Here is a 17,292-nt window from a genome sequence, read left to right on the forward strand (position 1 = left end):
GCAACCGATTCTTGAATTAAAGAATGTCCACTCCGGATACGGGTCCATCAAGGCCCTGAAAGGGGTTTCTCTGAAGGTCATACCCGGCGAGATCGTGGCCATTATCGGTGCCAACGGGGCCGGTAAGTCAACGACCCTGATGACCATCTGCGGGATTGTGAGCGCGGAAAAGGGAGAGATCTTCTATGAGGGACAGCGGATCAATAAGGTTTCCCCTGAAAAACTTCCCACCATGGGTCTGTGTCAGGTGCCCGAAGGACGACGGATTTTCCCCAGGCTCTCTGTGGAAGAAAATCTGATCCTCGGAGCCTTTTACCGGAACGACAAGGAGGGGATCGCCAAGGATATCCAACATGCCTACGACCTCTTTCCCATCCTGGGGGAACGGCGCAGACAGGAGGGGGGAACCCTGTCCGGCGGGGAGCAGCAGATGCTGGCCATTGCCAGGGCCCTGATGACCAAACCCAAGCTCCTGCTTCTGGATGAACCCTCACTGGGACTGGCGCCCATCATCATCCAGCAGATCTTTGATATCATTGCAACCATTAACAGGGAAGAGGGCACCACCATCCTTCTGGTGGAACAGAATGCCAACCTGGCCCTCCAGGCAGCATCGAGAGGCTATGTGGTGGAAACCGGGGAAATTACCCTGGAGGACAAGGCCTCTGCCCTGATGGAAAATCCCAAGATCAGGGAAGCCTATCTGGGGGAATAATCCGCATTTGAGCGAAAACTCACCCATCTACGGCGTTGCTGCGGAAATTTTAAGATCCTCATGTACTCCAGTACACTCCGGTCTTAAAATTCCTTGCGCCTGGGCAAGTTTTCGTTCAAATAGAGTTGGGAAATAACAAAATTTCATTGCCGCATCAACCGGTTCCGGAGCACCATACTCCGGAACCGGTTTTTTATTGTTTTGCTTAATTTCATTCCCAAATCATGATAAAGAAACCTGCAATGAATAGAATGGGCTTTTTCAACTAAGCGTATGGGAATAAATATAAAAGTCAGCTGAGGATTATAAATGGAACGGGTTTTGGTTATCAGTCTGTCCGCCGCGGTGGGGACGGGGTTTTTCTTCTGGTTTTCCCTGGCACTCAAAAAACAACCTGTCCGGGACTATGTCCTGTCCCATCAATGGTTGCTTCACCCCAATTCAATCTGCTATTGGCGGACGGCCGTGGCCGGAATGGGATTTTTCCTCTATTTTTTTTCTCCCTACCAGTCCGCCGCCATATTTGTCTATACCTTTGCCGCCATCCTGGACGGGGTGGACGGACTGGTGGCAAGAAGATGCAACCTGGTTTCCCGCTGGGGAGAGTGGCTCGACCCCCTGTGTGACAAGCTCACCTATCTGCCGCCCATGATCGGGTTCGCCTATTCGGGCATTGTATCGGTGAAGCTGGTCTGGATACTGGTTGCAGTGGAGTTCTCAGGCCAGTTCTTTGCCCGGCATATCCTTGGGTGGTTGAAACGGTCCGGTGCGGCCAACAACTTCGGGAAAATCAAGGCCATTATCTGCTTTGGACTGGTGATCCTGTGCGCCCTCATCGACAAGAATCCCGAGATCATCATCAATATGGCCGATACGATTCTTCTGGCCGCCATTATCCTTTCCACGGCCTCCATGGCCTTTAAATTCATTCCCAACCGTCTCTACGCCGATATTCTGTCTTCCCTGAACTTCTGCTGCGGTGTTATCAGTCTTGTTCTGACCCAGAACGGGTATTTTGTCCGGGCCATCTGCATCATCATCATGGGCCAGCTCTTTGATCTGTTTGACGGAAGAATGGCCTTAAAACACGGCGGAACCAAGTACGGTCCCCTGATGGATGATATTGCCGATTTCGTCAGTTTCGGCCTGGCACCGGCCTATGTGGTCGTACAGTCCGGCGGGGGGAGATTCTCCTGGCTGGTGGCTGCCGTATTTATCCTGGGGGTGGCCTTCCGCCTGGCCCGGTTTGTCCGGGTGGATAAAAAGCGGAACGATCTGCCCGAAGGCGTATTCAACGGACTTCCCAGCCCTGCAGGCGCCCTGCTGGTTCTGGGGGCGGCCCTGGTGGCGGGTCCGGCCGTATTGTGGATCCACACCCTGGTTTCCGTGGGCCTCATGGTCAGTCATGTCCGGTTTGCCCACTTCGGCCGGGTGATTCTAAAGCAGGTGCCAAAGCCTGTTTTTTTCCTGATCAGTGCCTCCATCATCATCACCCTGGCCTATCTCTTTAAGACCCGGGATATCCAGATGTTCGGTTACCTGATCCTTGGCGCGGTAATTGTCTACATGTTTGTGGGAAGGGCAATCCTGTCCCGGGCCCGGGAAAATCAAGGATCCTAGCCTGTCTCCCGGGCCGTTTTGGATAAGGCGCCCGGCCTAGAGGGAAGAAAATTCGAATTTCTGGCCCCCCACGGAAAATTCAGCCATGAGCCCGCCCTTGGTATGGACAAATATGGCCATTCCCTTGCGGTAATGGGTCTCGGCCTGGACCCCGGTGGCAGGCCCTGCACTGGCTCCGGCTGTGGCTCCTTCGGTTCCGGCCTTTGCCTGGGCCCCTGCGGTGATGGCCACGGCCGAGGCTGAGGCGTCAAATTCAAAAGTGCCGCTGGTGAATTCGTCATAGGCCCTTTTGTCCTGGAAAAAGATCATCTCGGAAAAGGCCTGACCCCCGATCTGAAAGCCCACGCTGACCCTGGACAGGGTCACCGTTCCGGTGAGGGCTCCGTGCTTGTAGACCTGGCCTTTTCCAAAGGCCCCGCCCACCACAAAACCGGCTTTTCCTATGGTGGGGAAAATTGTATACCCGTAGGCATCTTTAAAAAAGGGCTGAACCGCCGGGGAGTTTTTGAATATGGAAAGGGTGTGGGTGTATTCATCGGCAAATGCCGGGCTGAAAACAGAGGTCGCCAATAAAATCATCATCAAAAGTAAACCGGATAAAAACCGCTTCATGCTTGTTCCCCTTATTTAGGATTTTGTGTTGACTACCCCGTAACTTTAAGCACAGCCGGTCCGGGTTTCAAGGATTTTTTTTCCCCGGCCGCAGACCCAAGGCTGGACGGTCCTTTGCTGTTATGGGAATTTGGGTTTGGCCGATTCCAGGGGATGTTCCAGATACAATTTTCGGGGAACCCGGCCTTCAATTTTGGATTTACTTCCCTGTTTTCAGCCGGTACTATGGTGAAAAATATTTGAAGGACTGCCCAGTCAGGGTGCCGGGAAGATATCGGATGTCCCTGTCTTTCACCCAAACAGGTGTCAGGAGTTTGGACCATACCTGCCTGTTGATATCTTTACAAAATCTGGGAGGAGATCATGTCGAATCTGAACTTTAAAAAAATCGAACAGAGCATCAAAGACCGGAAAAAGCGGCATCTTCAATTTCTCAAACATGTAAAGACGTATAAGCCCTTTCTTGAACTGGAGGAAAAGGCGTTTAAAGACGGGGCCCTCAATAAAAAGACAAAGGAGTTGATGGCCTTATCCATCTCCATCGTGACCAAGTGCGAACCCTGCATGGAATGGCACCTGGATCAAGCCCTCCAGGCCGGTGCCGCAGAGGAGGAGATCTATGAAACCATTGACGTGGCCATTGAAATGGGCGGTGGCCAGGCCGGGGCATATGCCCGGTTTGTTTTAACCGCTCTGGAGTATTTTAAAGAAAAAAACAGGTAAACATCCCAATCAGTTGAGCTCCGGGAACCGGGTGGCCTCGGCAAACTCCATCACAAAATCAGGTTCCGTGGAAAGATCCAAAAAGTTTATCTGACCGGCCAGGGCCTCAATCTCTTTTCTCCTGCCTTTGTCCAGCAGGGCCATGATCGCCCCGGTCCCGGCCAGGTTTTCCGCACTCTCGACCCTGCCTTTACACAGAGACAGGGGCAGCATGCCGATGTCCACGGCCTTTTTCCAGTCAAACCGGGCGCCGAATGCCCCGGTGAGAACGGTCCGGTCCACCCGGGGAACCCGGGATTTTTTGATAATCGACTCTATGCCCACAAAAAGGGCGGCCTTGGCCAGCTGTACCTGGCGGATATCCTTTAATTGAATGTTTATACCGGTTCCGGGCAGGGAATATTTCTGGCCGATTCCCTGGTCATTACAGCTTACCCCGGGAAATTCAGGGGCAAAATTGCCGGTTTCCAGGACAATGCCCAGCTGCCGCATGGCTGCCATGACATCGATGATTCCTGAACCGCAGATCCCGGCCGGAGGGGCATCCCCAATGGTTTCGAACACAGGCCGGCCGTCCTTCACCCAGGCCCTGGAGATCGCACCGGAGGATGCCCTCATGCCGCAGGAGATCTGCGCCCCTTCCAGGGCCGGGCCTGTGGCGCAGCTAGTGGCCCATATCTGATCCGGAGTGCACAGCAGCAGTTCTCCGTTGGTGCCGATATCGATGATCAGGGTGGTTTCTTCCCGGGTACGGGCCTGGTCTCCCAGGAAGGCGGCCAGGGTATCCCCGCCAAGAAATCCGGATATCACGGGAAAAAAGTAAACCGGAACCCCGGGATCCAGATTGAGTCCCAGGTCCGAGGCTGAGGTCAGCATGGCTGCGCGCTGGACCGGCAGATAGGGGAAAACCCCCAGGCTGTGAGGATTCAGGCCGAAAAGGATATGCTCCATGGTGGTATTGCCCACAATGGTTATGTCGTCAATGTCCTCGGCTTTGGCCTTGGCCGCCTTGAGGCAGGATTCAATGAGATCGTTCATGGCGGTAACGGCCAGGGCCTGCTGGGCGCCCAGAACCTCTTTGTTTCCGCTGACGGCGGAGATTCTGGTGATCACATCCTCTCCGAACCTCCGCTGGGGATTGACCACGGCCCGGGAAACCAGGATCTCCCCGGTTTCAAGATCCGCAAGATAGGCGGCAATGGTTGTGGTACCGATGTCAAAGGCAAGTCCAAGGCTTTTCAGGTGAAGTCCCTCCCTCACCGAGACCACCCCTTTGTCTTCATGGCGGATCAGGGTGAGCTCCCCGTCATGGACCCCGGGATCGGAGAGTTGCCGCAAGGCAAGGGCCGGCTCAAATTTGAGATCCTCTGAAAATTTTGTTTTGGCAGTCATGGATATTTTATCTGCCTGGGAAAGGACCGGGCTTTTGCTTTCCTCTGCCTGTTTCAGGGTCGCCTTAAGGTCTGCGGCGGGAATGGGAAGGCGTTTCACCGCCGGATCCACAGGAAAGAAACCCTTGATTCCGGTTTTTCCGTATACCTCGTTCCTGAGGAGAAGATGTTCCGGGACCGTAACCAGCAAAGGCCCTTCCACCCTGGCCTGGCAGGCCAGGCGGTGTGTATCATCCTTTTTTTTCAGGATCTTCTGCTCGGTATCGGTCCGGGGGGAGAGATGCTCCGGCCGGTCCACGATGACCATGCATTTCCCGCAGGTTCCCATTTCCCCGCAGTCGGACCGAAGGAGGATGCCGCTGTTTACCCCGGCTTCGAAAAGGGTCTGCCCCTCCCGGGCCCGTACCCTTCTTCCAAAGGGTTCAAGTCGTATTTCATGAAATATATCGGTCATAGATCATCCTTATTTTTGCAAGTAAATACCGGAAAGTTTTATACCTGATGGGTTAGATTGGCAATGAAAAAGCAGAAAAAACGAGAACAGTCATCAGCGAGAACAGCGAGAGCAGCTTTGCCCCTTGTTAAGGCTCCATGTTTGGACGGTCGGGGAAAAAGCCCACCAGCTCACAAAGCCCAGCACACTCCTGTTCTAGCTGATCTCGCTTCTCTAATTGAACCAGATGTCGTTCTCCCGGTAGGCCTGCTCCAGCTTCTCCTGGTGGGTCTTGAGATTCTCTCCCATCTCGGCGGCCAGGCAGTTGAGCAGATAATGGATCAGACAGACCAGGGAGGCGGGATTCCCCAGAAAAGGAACCGTGGTCAGGGGGGCAATCAGAACCTGGTCGCTTAAAGGTGCCAGGGGGCAGGACAGGGTATCCGTGATCAGGATCTGGCTGAATTTTTGCCGCCGGGCGATTTTTCCCATTCGGATGAGTTCATTGGGATACCTTGAGGTGGCAATGATTACGACCACCGTTCCTTCCGGGGCCAAGACCATCTGGTCCATGGATGTCCGGTCGGATCCGTTGAGGATATGAACATGTTCCCGGATCTTTGCCATGGTCCAGCCCATGTAATGAGCTGTAGAGAAGGAAAGCCGGGCCCCCATGACATAGACGGCAGGCGCATCTTTTAATATCCTGGAAATCGTCTTTATCTGGTCCCGGTCCACCCTCTTATGCATGGCCTTGATGTCGGCGATGTCCTGGTTGATGAGGCGGTCCAGCTCCCTGTCTTCACTGCCCGAGACCGGATGGGACATTCTTTCCCTTTCCATGAGGGTGAATTTCCGGTCAATAAGATCCCGGATGGAGGAGATGAACTTTGCATAGGATTCAAACCCGAGCTGCCGGACAAACCGGACCACCGTGGCTTCGCTCACCCCGACGGCAGCGCCCAGCTGCCGTGTGGTCATGAAAACAGCCTTGTCCGGGGAAGCCAGTACAAATTCAGCCAGGAGTTTTCCCTTTCCTGCAAGGGTGTCATAAGCGTCATTTAAAATGGTCTGGAGGGATTCGTTTTTTGAAGTCATGGTGTCTGTTTCATTCCGGGCAATATTTTAAAAGGTTTTGTTACATTTTTATCTTTTGATGTCAAGTTTTTAATACAATCAACTCTTGAAGTGGTCTTGAATGGAGGATTTTACATGATTTCACGTCAATTGACAGTATTTGTTTCTTTTGTCGTTTGTTTTAGTCCGGATATTTCATGAAATATCCGGACTAAAGTGGATGCCCAGGCAGGGCATAGATAAGCCCTATGGTTGGATAAAGGATTTGGATACCGTAAAGATTCAGACATTGTCCTGCCGCTGCCGGACTGACCGGCTTCACATGAAGCATTTCAGGAAACGGTGGCTGCTGTTTATGCAAGAAACCTTGACTGTTAGTTTGTGCCAATAGCGACCCTTGCCAAGAGAATCCAACACCGTGAAAGAAATTCAAAATCGAGCATGTATACCAAGATATTATGGACTATGGTATTGCTTATATTATGGATACCATCCGAATATCTGAGTGTCCGAAGAATATTGATTATTCAATCAAGTGGTTGGAATCCGGACATAGTCCTGATATTTATCTTATGTGTACCACCATGCCAAATAAGGAGGTCTTTTGAAAAAAAGCCTGATGGTCCTGATGATCGTGATTGCAGGAGTCCTTGGATACCGGTTCTGGGTCGGGGAAAAAGCTTATGAAATAAAAAATATCCCCTTGTCCGTATCGCGCATTGTTTGTTTCGGCGACAGTCTGACCCGGGGGTACGGTGCCGGCAAAGGAAAAGATTATCCGTCCCGGCTGGCCGAGATGACCGGTATTGAGGTCATCAATTCCGGGATGTCGGGAAATACCACGGCAGACGGGCTGGCCAGGCTCGAAGATGATGTATTGTCCTATGAACCTGATGTGGTCCTGATCACCCTGGGTGGCAACGATATGAAAAACCGTGTGAACGTGGATACGGCCCGTGCCAATCTGGTCAGTATTATCCAGCGTATCCAGGATGCCAGGGCCATGGTGGTCCTGGGGGGTATAGATATTCCTTTGTATGGCAAAGGCTATGCGCAGATGTATGAATCACTCGCCCGGCAGACCGGTTCGGTACTGATTCCCAATATTCTTGAAGACCTATTCGGCCACCCTGATTTAATGAGTGATTCCATCCATCCAAATGACAAGGGATATGAGATTATGGCCGGATATTTTTATAAGGCCATTGACGGGCTGCCCTTCGTCATGAATTAGGCTCAAACTCAGCGAGAATTTGAAATGATCCCTTCGCAATATTTTTTCTATTGAATGCTGTTTTGAAATAGGTATAGGCGAGGATAATACCATCATTGTGCACCCACCAGTTAGAGCTTAAGTTTACAAAATGATTTGATCGAAAGTAAAATAGTTTATGGTATCAAACTAACCATTTTTTCTTGAGTATCATTTTCATAATGTCTCTTTAAGTCGTTTTATTTTTAAACTTTTTTTATTTTAAATGTCCATCCGTAATTTGCTGGACTAAAGGCCTTTTCAATCCGCAAATTATATTCCCGTTCGGTAACAATATAATTCCCAACATGAATATTTCCTTGAATAAATATTCTCTCACCAACTAATGGGATTTGTGCTCCATCGGGAACTGACATAATTATTGGTTCATTGGTTTTACTCTCAATTGTGAATGCTAATTCCATTTTGATTCTCCTTAAATCTTAATGGCTTCCTGACCTTAGTCTGGGATTATTATTTCTGATTTCTCAGCTTCTATCATTTGAACCATGTCGGTGACGATTTGTTCTCATAAGCATCTAAAAAATAGAATATCTATCAATTTGCCTACGAATTTCCTTTTTCATCAAAAAGCTTTTCATGAACCCAACCTACGTTGGTCAAAATTAATGTAGCTTCTCCATGTAGTGGTGTTTTGCTGGAATCAATGTCTTTCTCCATCCATTTATATTTCTTTTTCAAAACATGAACCCAATCAGGAATATTATTAATTTTATATGTATATTTCACATGAGATACTGTATAGCCTGCGATACTCGCGGGCTCTGTAAAATTTAGAATCTCAATGACTTCCCCATTTCCATAACAAAAATGAGAACCTATCATTGCCTTTTTATGATATCTTTTCCCCAACTCAGTCAGTCTATCCTTTTCAACTTCAACCATTTTAGGTTTTTTATTCTCTATGATATTCATTATGTCTTTTTCTTCTTCGAGTTCTTTGTATATCTCTATTAATCCCGCAGCGGTATAAAGCTCTCGATCCTCTTTAGAAAATACTCTCGCTGAAACTGAGTTTCCGCTTTTTTTTATAGCTTCATTGATCGCGATTTTGAAATTTTCTGAATTTGCTTTTTTGGGGTCTGGTGAACATGAGAAAAGAAAGGAAGACAACAAAACAAGAATCATTACCTTCACAAGAGCAAAACGAGTAATCATATCAACTCCTTTTTGAAAAAATTAATTTGAAAAGAGGATCTATAAAAATGCCGATTGCACTTTTGATGATTTTGATTAATCGATTTGGCAACCCGGCTATCTTTGTTGAAAGACCCGTGGCTTTCCGTCCCTGTTTCACAACAGGTTTGGCTATAATTTTTGATGAAATACGCTTAATATTAAAATTTGTCAAGGATATTGGGTATTATGCCATGCCAATGTCTGTCAAACCAGAGTACTCTTTAACATCGTGATAAGTGCTATAAGCGGTGTTGACTTTGTCTATGACCTGTCGCTATTGTCCGGAAAAGGCCCGTAAGCACTGGTGTTTCTATTGTTGGGGATTGGGTTCATTCCAATCCCCTTCGAATTTTATCGGTAAATATTCTCAATCCAATACATGGCCTCAGTGTCGCTGATTTTGCCCAGATACCGTTGGGTGGTAGACAGGTTGGAATGCCGGAGAATGATTTTTGACACGATTTCAATGGGAACTCCTGATCGGCTGGCATATGTGGCGGCATGTCTCCGAAGATCATGAGGTTTTACATCTATACCTATTTTCTTGCCGGCGTTTTTAACGATTTCTCGGGCTCGGGTATATCCTAAAGGGAAAACACGCTCATTATCCGGGATATTTTCAGCGGCAATGTATTCACGCAGCCGGTCCGCTACCTTTTGGGGAATAAAAACGACTTCAGATGCCCGGCCACTTTTTGGATTGGGCAAATGAAGTTTTCGATCCAGGACATCCTGGGGTTTCAACTTCAGGACTTCACCGATCCTCATACCACCCCTTGCCATCAGTTCAAGCATGAGCCTGTTTCTGGGGCTATCTGTTTTGAAGATGAACTCATCAACGGCATCTCGTTCCAAGATTGTCCATGGCTGCAGTTTTGAGACTCGGAAAGTTTTTGCAAGGACAGGAGCGTCGCATGGATTGGAGAGGTCTGGCATAACAGTGCTTTTAACGAAATTGAACAGGCTTTTGAGGAGGGAATACTTGAGTTTCTTGGTTGATGGTTTCTGGCCTTCAGTAATTTTGACCAGAAATGCCATGATTTCATCCGATGTTACCGCAGAGACATCACGCTTGCCGAACTCCTTTTGGAAAACTGCCAGAAAGTACCGATAGTTTTGGATGGTGTTTTTTTTGAGTTGAGCTTTTGGTAAGCCAGAAAATTTTTGATTGCCTGTGAAATTTTCATGATGCTGCCCTCCTTTAAAAATGTTACGGTCCATCCTGATGAAGAATCAGGACACCGACAGTATACAAAATTCCTGGAAGAACAGCGGGACTTTTTTCGGAAAGGCTCGGGAAAAGGCCTGCAGCGTGGCCATGTGTACTTGATCTGTTATTGGTGAGGATCGAGAAGCTCGGACTTGAGGCCCCTCATACCATTAATATTGAGTTTTGGTTTACTACCCTTATGTGTGGAACTCCCAAGTCTTAGCTGGTTGGATGGTACACACGAAGGTGCTTCATAAGAGATTCGTAGTTTAGTCGCCAAAGTTGCAGATGAGATGAAAAACGATGATGAAAAAGTCCCAGGCCCCATTGCCTTCAGTACCCCAGGTGTAAGAACAGGTGGTGAAATTTTTTAAAAAGTGTTCTAAAAATAGCGTGTCAAGGTCCCTCGTACTTGTTCTGTTATTGGAATTTTATCGGAAAAAATAGACGAGAAGATAATATTTTGGTAGACCTCTTTTCAAAGACATGACAGATGTTAAGGGAAGAGTTTATTCCCGCTGGATCTGGTTTGGGACGCTAATTCCGGGAGATATATGAACAGAGCTGAAAGAGGATGGCTGTATTATGATAAACGGGATCATCAATTGATCCATATTGTCAATTCTGTCTATGATACCGACAATGCTCCCGGTTATACACGGCAACTATACTATACCTATTTTCATCCTCTCGGCCTAAAAGAACTGGCTGAATCCAAGGGCCTTCGTACTGCCTATTGTATTGTCAACCTCCTGGAGTCTCTGGAACGGGGAGAGATAGAGAACAGGCTGCAGGCATTGACCGGCCTTAAGGATGATATCCTGGCTACAGCCGACGGCCCCATGTCTAAAAATACAGCCAGGGTTCTGCTTCAGGTTATGAAAGAACTGGTCAGGGCCAAAGGAAATTATGGTAAGCAATTGAAACTGGCCCATGATTTCCGGGTGGCAGCTTTCGGCAAACCCAGGGTCATCCGGCGGTTCCTCGAAAGTTATCATCTGATCGAAATGCCCGAAGAGTGGAACCAGATTGCATTTGACGATCATGTCCACGATGCCAACACATCAGGACGGAAATCACCCACCCATCTGATCATGGATGCATGGATAAAAGGTATCCGGCGGCTTCGGGTGATCTATTACCACACCATTGAGCCCAGGTTTGCCACGGAACTGATACAGGCCGCGCGGATCATGGATATTGATCTGAGAATCGGTATTGAATTCAGGGCCAAGTACCGTGGACGGTATATCTCCTTTATCTGGGTGTCAAGGGGCCTGCCCGATGCGGAGTCTTTCCTCTGCTTTCTGGCTGAGCCCCGGGTGGTCCAGTTCATGGCTAACGGAAAGGAGGTGCTTAGGTTCAAGGAAAAATATGCCCTGAACCTGCTAAAGGATTTCAATGAAAATCACCTAACATCCATGTGTAGCTATCTCGGTATCCACCTTGAGCCGTTTAAACCTGAAGCATTTCTCGAATTCATTTCACCGGGTCAGCCGTCATCGGTCTACCTGGGTGAATATATACACTGGGCTGCCCTCCGAGCAATGAGGGCCACAGTGGCAGATTGGCGGAAAGCGCAGCCGGCAGATGCCGAAGAACAGGAAAGCCGGGCCGAATTCATCCGGCGCATGGAAACATTCACTGTGGCAAAACTGCTTTCTGACTATCTGGAGACCTCTCCCTATTTTGACATGTTTCAACACGCTATCATTTGTTCGGATACAGATATTCCCGAACGCCTGAAAATGACTTTCCGCAAGATTATCGAGGAGATAAGCCACCTACACCCAGACTACCGGATCACCCTTAACGTAGGCAATTTGAAGCCTGAAGATGTGCTTGAACTTCTCTATGAAGGCGACGGAGCAATTACCCGGCTTGAGAGTATTAACCTGAAGAACTTCATTGATCGGGAGATGGATCACATTATCGCGATCAACCAACTGCAGCAGGCAATCAATGCCGGAAGCCTTCTTAAACTGAAGCGAGTCGTCAGGCAGATTCTCCTTAGGGTAAAAGTGGCAGACTATTCGGACAGAGATGATCGGTTGAAAAAATTGACCGATATCCTTTATGACATCGATACCCTCAAGCATTTGTATTCTGCCAGGCCTCTTAAGACGCGGATCGGCAGCGATTCGACCGGAAAGCCTGGTCAGGGATATGGCATGGGATTCGCACTGATCAATACCCTCCCAGGCCTGGCGGCTCGAAAAATAACAAAAAACACATCAAAAAGGCGGATACTGCCGGTGCAGATGGAGGTGCTGAGGCGAATCACCATTTCCGCAGAAAACCGTCTCCCGATACTGGCGACCCTTCCGGGAATCCATCATCTCTTTGCCCGTCAAAAGACGGACTGGATATTCGAATCCTTTGCCTTCAATATGAAACATGCCGGGAATATTGTTTCTCTGGACCGGATGAGCCGGCAGGAGAAGAATGATCTGGGTGCGAGGGGCTCTGGTGACGACCGAAAAGGCGGGGTGAAATCATGGCGGACCCTGAACACAAAAGTTAAAAACACCCTGAAGATCGCACTGGGATTCATACCAGCGTTTCTTTGTTTTGTCCTTACAAAGGAATGGTGGCTCCTGGCATATTTCGGCGCCTTTATCTGGTTTGGCATTACCGGTGTCCGGAACATCCTCCAGTCAGTGATCGGCGGCGGCGGCTTCAGGCGGACCTCCCTGATGAAATGGAATGATTTTGTCAGTTGGGACCGCCTTGCCGATTCCCTTTTTTACACGGGGTTTTCTGTTCCCCTTCTGGACTTCGTTATCAAGACGCTTCTTCTGGAAAAGGGGCTGCACATTACCATGTCCACCAGCCCGCTGGCGGTCTATTCCGTCATGGCGCTTGCAAACGGCATATATCTCTCTTCGCATAATATTTTCAGGGGTCTTCCAAAGGCAGCAGCCACCGGGAATTTTTTCCGTAGTGTATTTTCCATCCCAGTGGCCGTCCTGGTGAATACTTTCATTGCCGCCATACTGACTTTCCTGAACGTGCCATCCGTGGACACGGTCCTGCAGAAGTGGGCGGCCATCATTTCAAAGGGCGCCTCGGATCTGGTGGCCGGCCTGATTGAAGGAACGGCGGAACGGATGCACAATGTAAGGCTCAGGGAACGGGATATTAAGGCGAAGTTTTCCCATCTGTTTGAAACCTATTCGAGGCTGGAACAACTTTTTCCTGAGACAGAGGAACTCAGAGTCCTGGAAAACGCCAATTCTCTGATCACCAGTTTCAATTCGGAAGTCCGGGATCTGGCGGTGATGATCATCATCAACAGTCTGGACCTGCTCTATTTTTGGATGTACCTGCCCCGGGCAAAAAATGTAATGATGGATATGTTTGAGCGGCTCACCCCCGAAGAAAAGGTCATATTCCAGCAGTCACAGAATCTACTGAAACAGGAAAAATTTATCAGCCGACTGCTGGTGGACGGTATCCTGGGAGACAATTTTCCCAAGCCGCTCTCTTTTTATCTTACCAATTATAAAATCTATCTTTCCCATATTTCGTCACTCCATTCTTGATCCTTTTATCTTATGAGGTAAGCTGAAAAAAATGGACACCAAACCTTTTATTTTATAAACGAAATGAAGGAGTTGTTGAAATGGCAACAATTCCTTACGGAAAATATACCAACTAAATGATGGTGATATTTAGTACAACACCAGCGCTGACTATGTCTATCATTGATGATGGCAGTTGATTTTAAAAAGGCCATGAATGGCAGGAGCATTGTGGGTAAGACTGGAGTGGTGAATAATTATCTTTATCCTTAAACTTCTAATTTCAAACAATAAATATATCTAAAATGGCTATCAGAGCATACATTTAATTGATCACTGCGCACATGCCAAACCGGGGTAAGCCGGTTCAACCCCGTAAACGATTCTCAGGTTCCGAATAATACAAAGTATGCAATTTTTATTACCGTATCCGGCCTTCTCTAAGCTTTGAAACAAAAGCCACCATATAAATAACGGATGGAGATGTTTTGATAAGTTTTGTTACATTTTTTCTTGACAGAAATTCAGGTCCATGCCATTTAGGATCTACAGCCTGAAAATCGGGCAGAACACCAACCCCAAATTATGAACGGGAGAGAGTCATGAATTTAATGGGACAACAGGGAGGGCAGTATCGTCCCTTGTCGCCGGATCAGGTGAGTATCATCCATGAAGCATCGCTGAAGATCCTGGAACAGACAGGGATTACCTTTGAAACAGGACTGGAGGATACCCTGGCCCTGGTGGAAAAAAACGGGGCTGAAATTGACCGGGAAAACGCAAGGATCAGGTTCCCCAGAGATCTGATCCTTGAATCCGTGGCCAGGGCGCCGGAGCGGGTGATTCTCTGCGGCCGTGATCCGAAAGACGATCTCGATCTGACCGAAGACCGGGTTCATCTGGGCACGGGCGGGGCGGCCATTAAAATTCTGGATCCGGACACCGGAGAGGTCCGGGCCACCACCCTTTCCGACCTTTACAAGGTAAGCCGTCTGGTGGATCAGCTGGACAATATCCATTTTCTGGTCCGGCCCTGCATCCCCACGGACATCGATGAGAAGGAATATGATATCAATATGTACTATGCCTGTCTTTCTGCCACAGGCAAGCATGTGATGTCCGGGGTCAACGACGAGGAAGGCCTTCACAGGGTCATGGATCTGGCCTCCATGATTGCCGGATCCCGGGAAAAGCTTAAGGAACGGCCCATCATCTCCGTAATCACCTCCTTTGCCATCAGCCCCCTGAAGCTCTGCACCCAGTCTACCCGGATCATGCAGGAAGCCATCCGGAATTATATTCCCGTGGCCCTGTCCTGCGCGCCCATGGCCGGTTCCACCTCTCCATTGACCATGGCCGGGACCCTGGCCCAGATCCATGCCGAACAAATGGCCGGAATCACCATCTGCCAGCTCACCAATCCGGGGGCGCCCCTGCTGTACGGGGGGATCCCGGGTATGGCCAATATGAATACCATGGGATACGTGGGAGGCGCTGTGGAATGCGGCATGATGAATGCGGCCATCCACCAGCTGGCCCGGCATATACGGGTTCCCAACTACAACTCCTCGGGCCTGTCCGATTCCAAGGTCCCGGATGCCCAGGCCGGGTATGAAAAGGCTTTCACAGCCGCCCTGGCCGCCATGGGGGGATCCAACTATATCCATCATTCCGCCGGCATGCTGGAATCCATGCTCACCATTGCCCATGAGCAGTTTGTCATTGACGATGAGATCATCGGAAACTGCTGCAAGGTACTCCAGGGAATCCCCGTGGATCCCGAACACCTGGCCCTGGAGGTCATTGATTCCGTCGGGCCCGGGGGGAACTTCATGACCACTCCCCATACCATGGCCCATATCCGTTCCGAGTATTACAACTCCAACGGGGTAACGGACCGGAAAAGCCGGGACCGCTGGGAGGCGGAAGGGTCCATGGACGCCCGGCAGCGGGCCCGGTCCATTGCCGGAAAGCTGCTGGCCAATGAGAAATCCTATATCCCTGAAGATGTGGATGCGGCCATCCGTAAAAAATTTAATATACTGTTGAACCCTTAGGGGAATGGGCCATGGACCATACGGAAAAGGTTCTGGAATTCATCCGGACGATCCAATGGGAAGATCTGCCGGAATCTGTTCAGCATCAGTCCAAACGCTGCCTCCTGGATGGACTGGGGGCCCTGATCGCGGGGCATAATACCCCGGTGGGGGCCTTGATGGAGAGCTTTGCCATGGACCAGTTCCCCGGGGATCAGGCCACCATCCTGGTCTCCGGGCAGAAGACCTCTGTATCGGGAGCGGTCCTGGCCAATGGATTTGCCGCCAATGCCCTGGATATTGACGACGGGTACCGGGCCATCATGGGGCACCCCGGGGCCTGCGTTCTTCCGGTTCTTCTGGGGGCCGGTCAACTGGTCGCCGCATCCCGGGGAAGGGTGAGCGGACAGGCTTTTTTAACGGCCCTGGTGGTCGGATATGAAACCGGGATCCGGGCCGGGCTCATCCGCCACGCCACCTATGAGACCTATCACTCTTCCGGGTCCTGGGGGGCCATCTGCGGGGCCGCTTCCGCAGGAAAGCTCATGGGACTGCCCCATGAAGTTCTCCGGCATGCCCTGGGAGCGGCCGAATACCACGCACCCATTGCCCCCATGATGAAATGCATTGATCTTCCCGGGATGGGGAAGGACAGCATCGGCTGGGGCTGCATGACGGCCATGATGTCGGTACTCATGGCCCAAAAGGGATTTACCGGGATCCGGCCTATTTTTGACGATTCCCCTGATCCGGACTGGATCAAGTCCCTGGGCCGGGACTGGGAGATCCTCAACCTCTACTTCAAGCCCTATTCCGCCTGTCGCTGGGCCCAGCCCGGGGTGGACGGGGCATTGAAGATCATGGAGGAAAACGGCCTGGTTCCCGGAGATATTGAAGAGATCAAGGTCTTCACCTTTAAAGAATCGGCAGCCTTGAAACAAGACTATCCCGGGAGTACGGAAGAGGCCCAGTATAACATCTGCTTTCCCATTGCATCGGCCATTCTGGACGGGGAAGTGGGCCCGGGCCAGAACCTTCCGCCAAGGCTCTTTGACCGGGATATCCGGGACATGATGGACAGGATCGGGATTGTTGCCCAGGGCCGGTTCCAGGAAAATTTCCCGGCCAGGGCCGAATCCGAGGTTCAGATCCGGACCCAAAACGGGAAGGCGTTCAGCTCCGGAATCATGTCGGCCCGGTGGGACATTCATACGGCCCTGCCCACGGACCGGGAACTTACGGAGAAGTTCATCTGGCTTGCCGGCCCGGTGATCGGGGAAGACAGGGCCCGGAAAATAGAGGAGATGATTTTCAGCTTTCAGGAGCAAAAAAATCTGGATCAATTCTATCGATTCTGTGTTAAATAAAAATCCGTATGATGATTTTGGATCTCTTCCGGGTCTGCCCGCAACAGATCATGAAAGAAACCAAGACAATGGGGTTGGTTATTTCATATAAAAAGGAATTGTCCTTTACCGCGAGGGGACAAAGCCTTTGAA

At 49.9% G+C, this 17,292-nt stretch carries 13 protein-coding genes and 1 riboswitch; of the genes, 7 read left to right on the forward strand and 6 right to left on the reverse strand.

The genetic code is table 11. The features are described 5' to 3' along the window. Window positions 1-7 precede the first annotated feature (7 nt). Window positions 8-715: an ABC transporter ATP-binding protein gene (locus F608_RS0116100; protein WP_244154328.1), complete on the forward strand. Its 708-nt coding sequence runs from the start codon at window positions 8-10 to the stop codon at window positions 713-715. 309 nt (window positions 716-1,024) lie between these two features. Further along, the gene (locus tag F608_RS0116105; protein ID WP_022666682.1) at window positions 1,025-2,335 is read left to right on the forward strand and encodes a CDP-alcohol phosphatidyltransferase family protein; all 1,311 of its coding nucleotides are present in this window, start codon (window positions 1,025-1,027) and stop codon (window positions 2,333-2,335) included. A gap of 36 nt (window positions 2,336-2,371) precedes the next feature. On the opposite strand, the gene F608_RS0116110 is transcribed toward F608_RS0116105, so the two are convergent. Continuing rightward, entirely contained in the window at window positions 2,372-2,947 is a 576-nt protein-coding gene (locus F608_RS0116110) for a lipid-binding SYLF domain-containing protein (RefSeq protein ID WP_022666683.1), read from the reverse strand. Window positions 2,948-3,310: 363 nt separating this feature from the next. Here F608_RS0116110 and F608_RS0116120 point away from each other — a divergent pair, with 363 nt between their 5' ends. Then, window positions 3,311-3,670, forward strand: coding sequence for a carboxymuconolactone decarboxylase family protein (locus F608_RS0116120; RefSeq protein WP_022666685.1), 360 nt, complete (start codon window positions 3,311-3,313; stop codon window positions 3,668-3,670). Window positions 3,671-3,679: 9 nt separating this feature from the next. Here F608_RS0116120 and F608_RS0116125 read toward each other — a convergent pair whose 3' ends face one another. Then, window positions 3,680-5,515 carry an ASKHA domain-containing protein gene (locus F608_RS0116125; protein ID WP_022666686.1) on the reverse strand — a complete coding sequence of 612 codons (1,836 nt, stop codon included), beginning with the start codon at window positions 5,513-5,515 and terminating at the stop codon, window positions 3,680-3,682. Window positions 5,516-5,728: 213 nt separating this feature from the next. After that, the gene (locus F608_RS0116130) at window positions 5,729-6,592 is read right to left on the reverse strand and encodes a MurR/RpiR family transcriptional regulator (protein ID WP_022666687.1); all 864 of its coding nucleotides are present in this window, start codon (window positions 6,590-6,592) and stop codon (window positions 5,729-5,731) included. 583 nt (window positions 6,593-7,175) lie between these two features. Here F608_RS0116130 and F608_RS0116135 point away from each other — a divergent pair. Next, window positions 7,176-7,805 carry an arylesterase gene (locus tag F608_RS0116135; RefSeq protein WP_022666688.1) on the forward strand — a complete coding sequence of 210 codons (630 nt, stop codon included), beginning with the start codon at window positions 7,176-7,178 and terminating at the stop codon, window positions 7,803-7,805. A gap of 224 nt (window positions 7,806-8,029) precedes the next feature. Here F608_RS0116135 and F608_RS0116140 read toward each other — a convergent pair whose 3' ends face one another. The 3 genes from F608_RS0116140 to F608_RS0116155 all read right to left on the reverse strand — a co-directional run bounded on the left by F608_RS0116140 (window position 8,030) and on the right by F608_RS0116155 (window position 10,244). Further along, a complete protein-coding gene (locus F608_RS0116140; protein WP_022666689.1) occupies window positions 8,030-8,248 on the reverse strand; it encodes a hypothetical protein in 219 nt (72 codons plus the stop codon). Window positions 8,249-8,390: 142 nt separating this feature from the next. After that, a complete protein-coding gene (locus tag F608_RS0116145; protein ID WP_022666690.1) occupies window positions 8,391-9,002 on the reverse strand; it encodes a hypothetical protein in 612 nt (203 codons plus the stop codon). Window positions 9,003-9,085: 83 nt separating this feature from the next. After that, window positions 9,086-9,163: riboswitch (cyclic di-GMP riboswitch) on the reverse strand. Window positions 9,164-9,374: 211 nt separating this feature from the next. After that, a complete protein-coding gene (locus F608_RS0116155; protein WP_022666691.1) occupies window positions 9,375-10,244 on the reverse strand; it encodes a tyrosine-type recombinase/integrase in 870 nt (289 codons plus the stop codon). Window positions 10,245-10,787: 543 nt separating this feature from the next. Here F608_RS0116155 and F608_RS0116160 point away from each other — a divergent pair. The 3 genes from F608_RS0116160 to F608_RS32255 all read left to right on the forward strand — a co-directional run bounded on the left by F608_RS0116160 (window position 10,788) and on the right by F608_RS32255 (window position 17,160). Next, the gene (locus F608_RS0116160; RefSeq protein ID WP_022666692.1) at window positions 10,788-13,778 is read left to right on the forward strand and encodes a hypothetical protein; all 2,991 of its coding nucleotides are present in this window, start codon (window positions 10,788-10,790) and stop codon (window positions 13,776-13,778) included. A gap of 581 nt (window positions 13,779-14,359) precedes the next feature. Further along, on the forward strand, window positions 14,360-15,814 hold the full coding sequence (locus F608_RS0116165; RefSeq protein WP_027362824.1) for a trimethylamine methyltransferase family protein: 1,455 nt from the start codon (window positions 14,360-14,362) through the stop codon (window positions 15,812-15,814). 11 nt (window positions 15,815-15,825) lie between these two features. Further along, entirely contained in the window at window positions 15,826-17,160 is a 1,335-nt protein-coding gene (locus F608_RS32255; RefSeq protein ID WP_022666694.1) for an MmgE/PrpD family protein, read from the forward strand. Window positions 17,161-17,292: the final 132 nt, after the last annotated feature.

The organism is Desulfospira joergensenii DSM 10085, assembly GCF_000420085.1.
Lineage (GTDB): Bacteria > Desulfobacterota > Desulfobacteria > Desulfobacterales > Desulfobacteraceae > Desulfospira > Desulfospira joergensenii.

Coding starts and splice junctions, on each gene's coding strand:
- F608_RS0116105 (WP_022666682.1), top strand. CDS start 1,025: ATGGAACGGGTTTTGGTTATCAGTCTGTCCGCCGCGGTGGGGACGGGG.
- F608_RS0116110 (WP_022666683.1), bottom strand. CDS start 2,947: ATGAAGCGGTTTTTATCCGGTTTACTTTTGATGATGATTTTATTGGCG.
- F608_RS0116120 (WP_022666685.1), top strand. CDS start 3,311: ATGTCGAATCTGAACTTTAAAAAAATCGAACAGAGCATCAAAGACCGG.
- F608_RS0116125 (WP_022666686.1), bottom strand. CDS start 5,515: ATGACCGATATATTTCATGAAATACGACTTGAACCCTTTGGAAGAAGG.
- F608_RS0116130 (WP_022666687.1), bottom strand. CDS start 6,592: ATGACTTCAAAAAACGAATCCCTCCAGACCATTTTAAATGACGCTTAT.
- F608_RS0116140 (WP_022666689.1), bottom strand. CDS start 8,248: ATGGAATTAGCATTCACAATTGAGAGTAAAACCAATGAACCAATAATT.
- F608_RS0116145 (WP_022666690.1), bottom strand. CDS start 9,002: ATGATTACTCGTTTTGCTCTTGTGAAGGTAATGATTCTTGTTTTGTTG.
- F608_RS0116155 (WP_022666691.1), bottom strand. CDS start 10,244: ATGGACCGTAACATTTTTAAAGGAGGGCAGCATCATGAAAATTTCACA.
- F608_RS0116160 (WP_022666692.1), top strand. CDS start 10,788: ATGAACAGAGCTGAAAGAGGATGGCTGTATTATGATAAACGGGATCAT.
- F608_RS0116165 (WP_027362824.1), top strand. CDS start 14,360: ATGAATTTAATGGGACAACAGGGAGGGCAGTATCGTCCCTTGTCGCCG.
- F608_RS32255 (WP_022666694.1), top strand. CDS start 15,826: ATGGACCATACGGAAAAGGTTCTGGAATTCATCCGGACGATCCAATGG.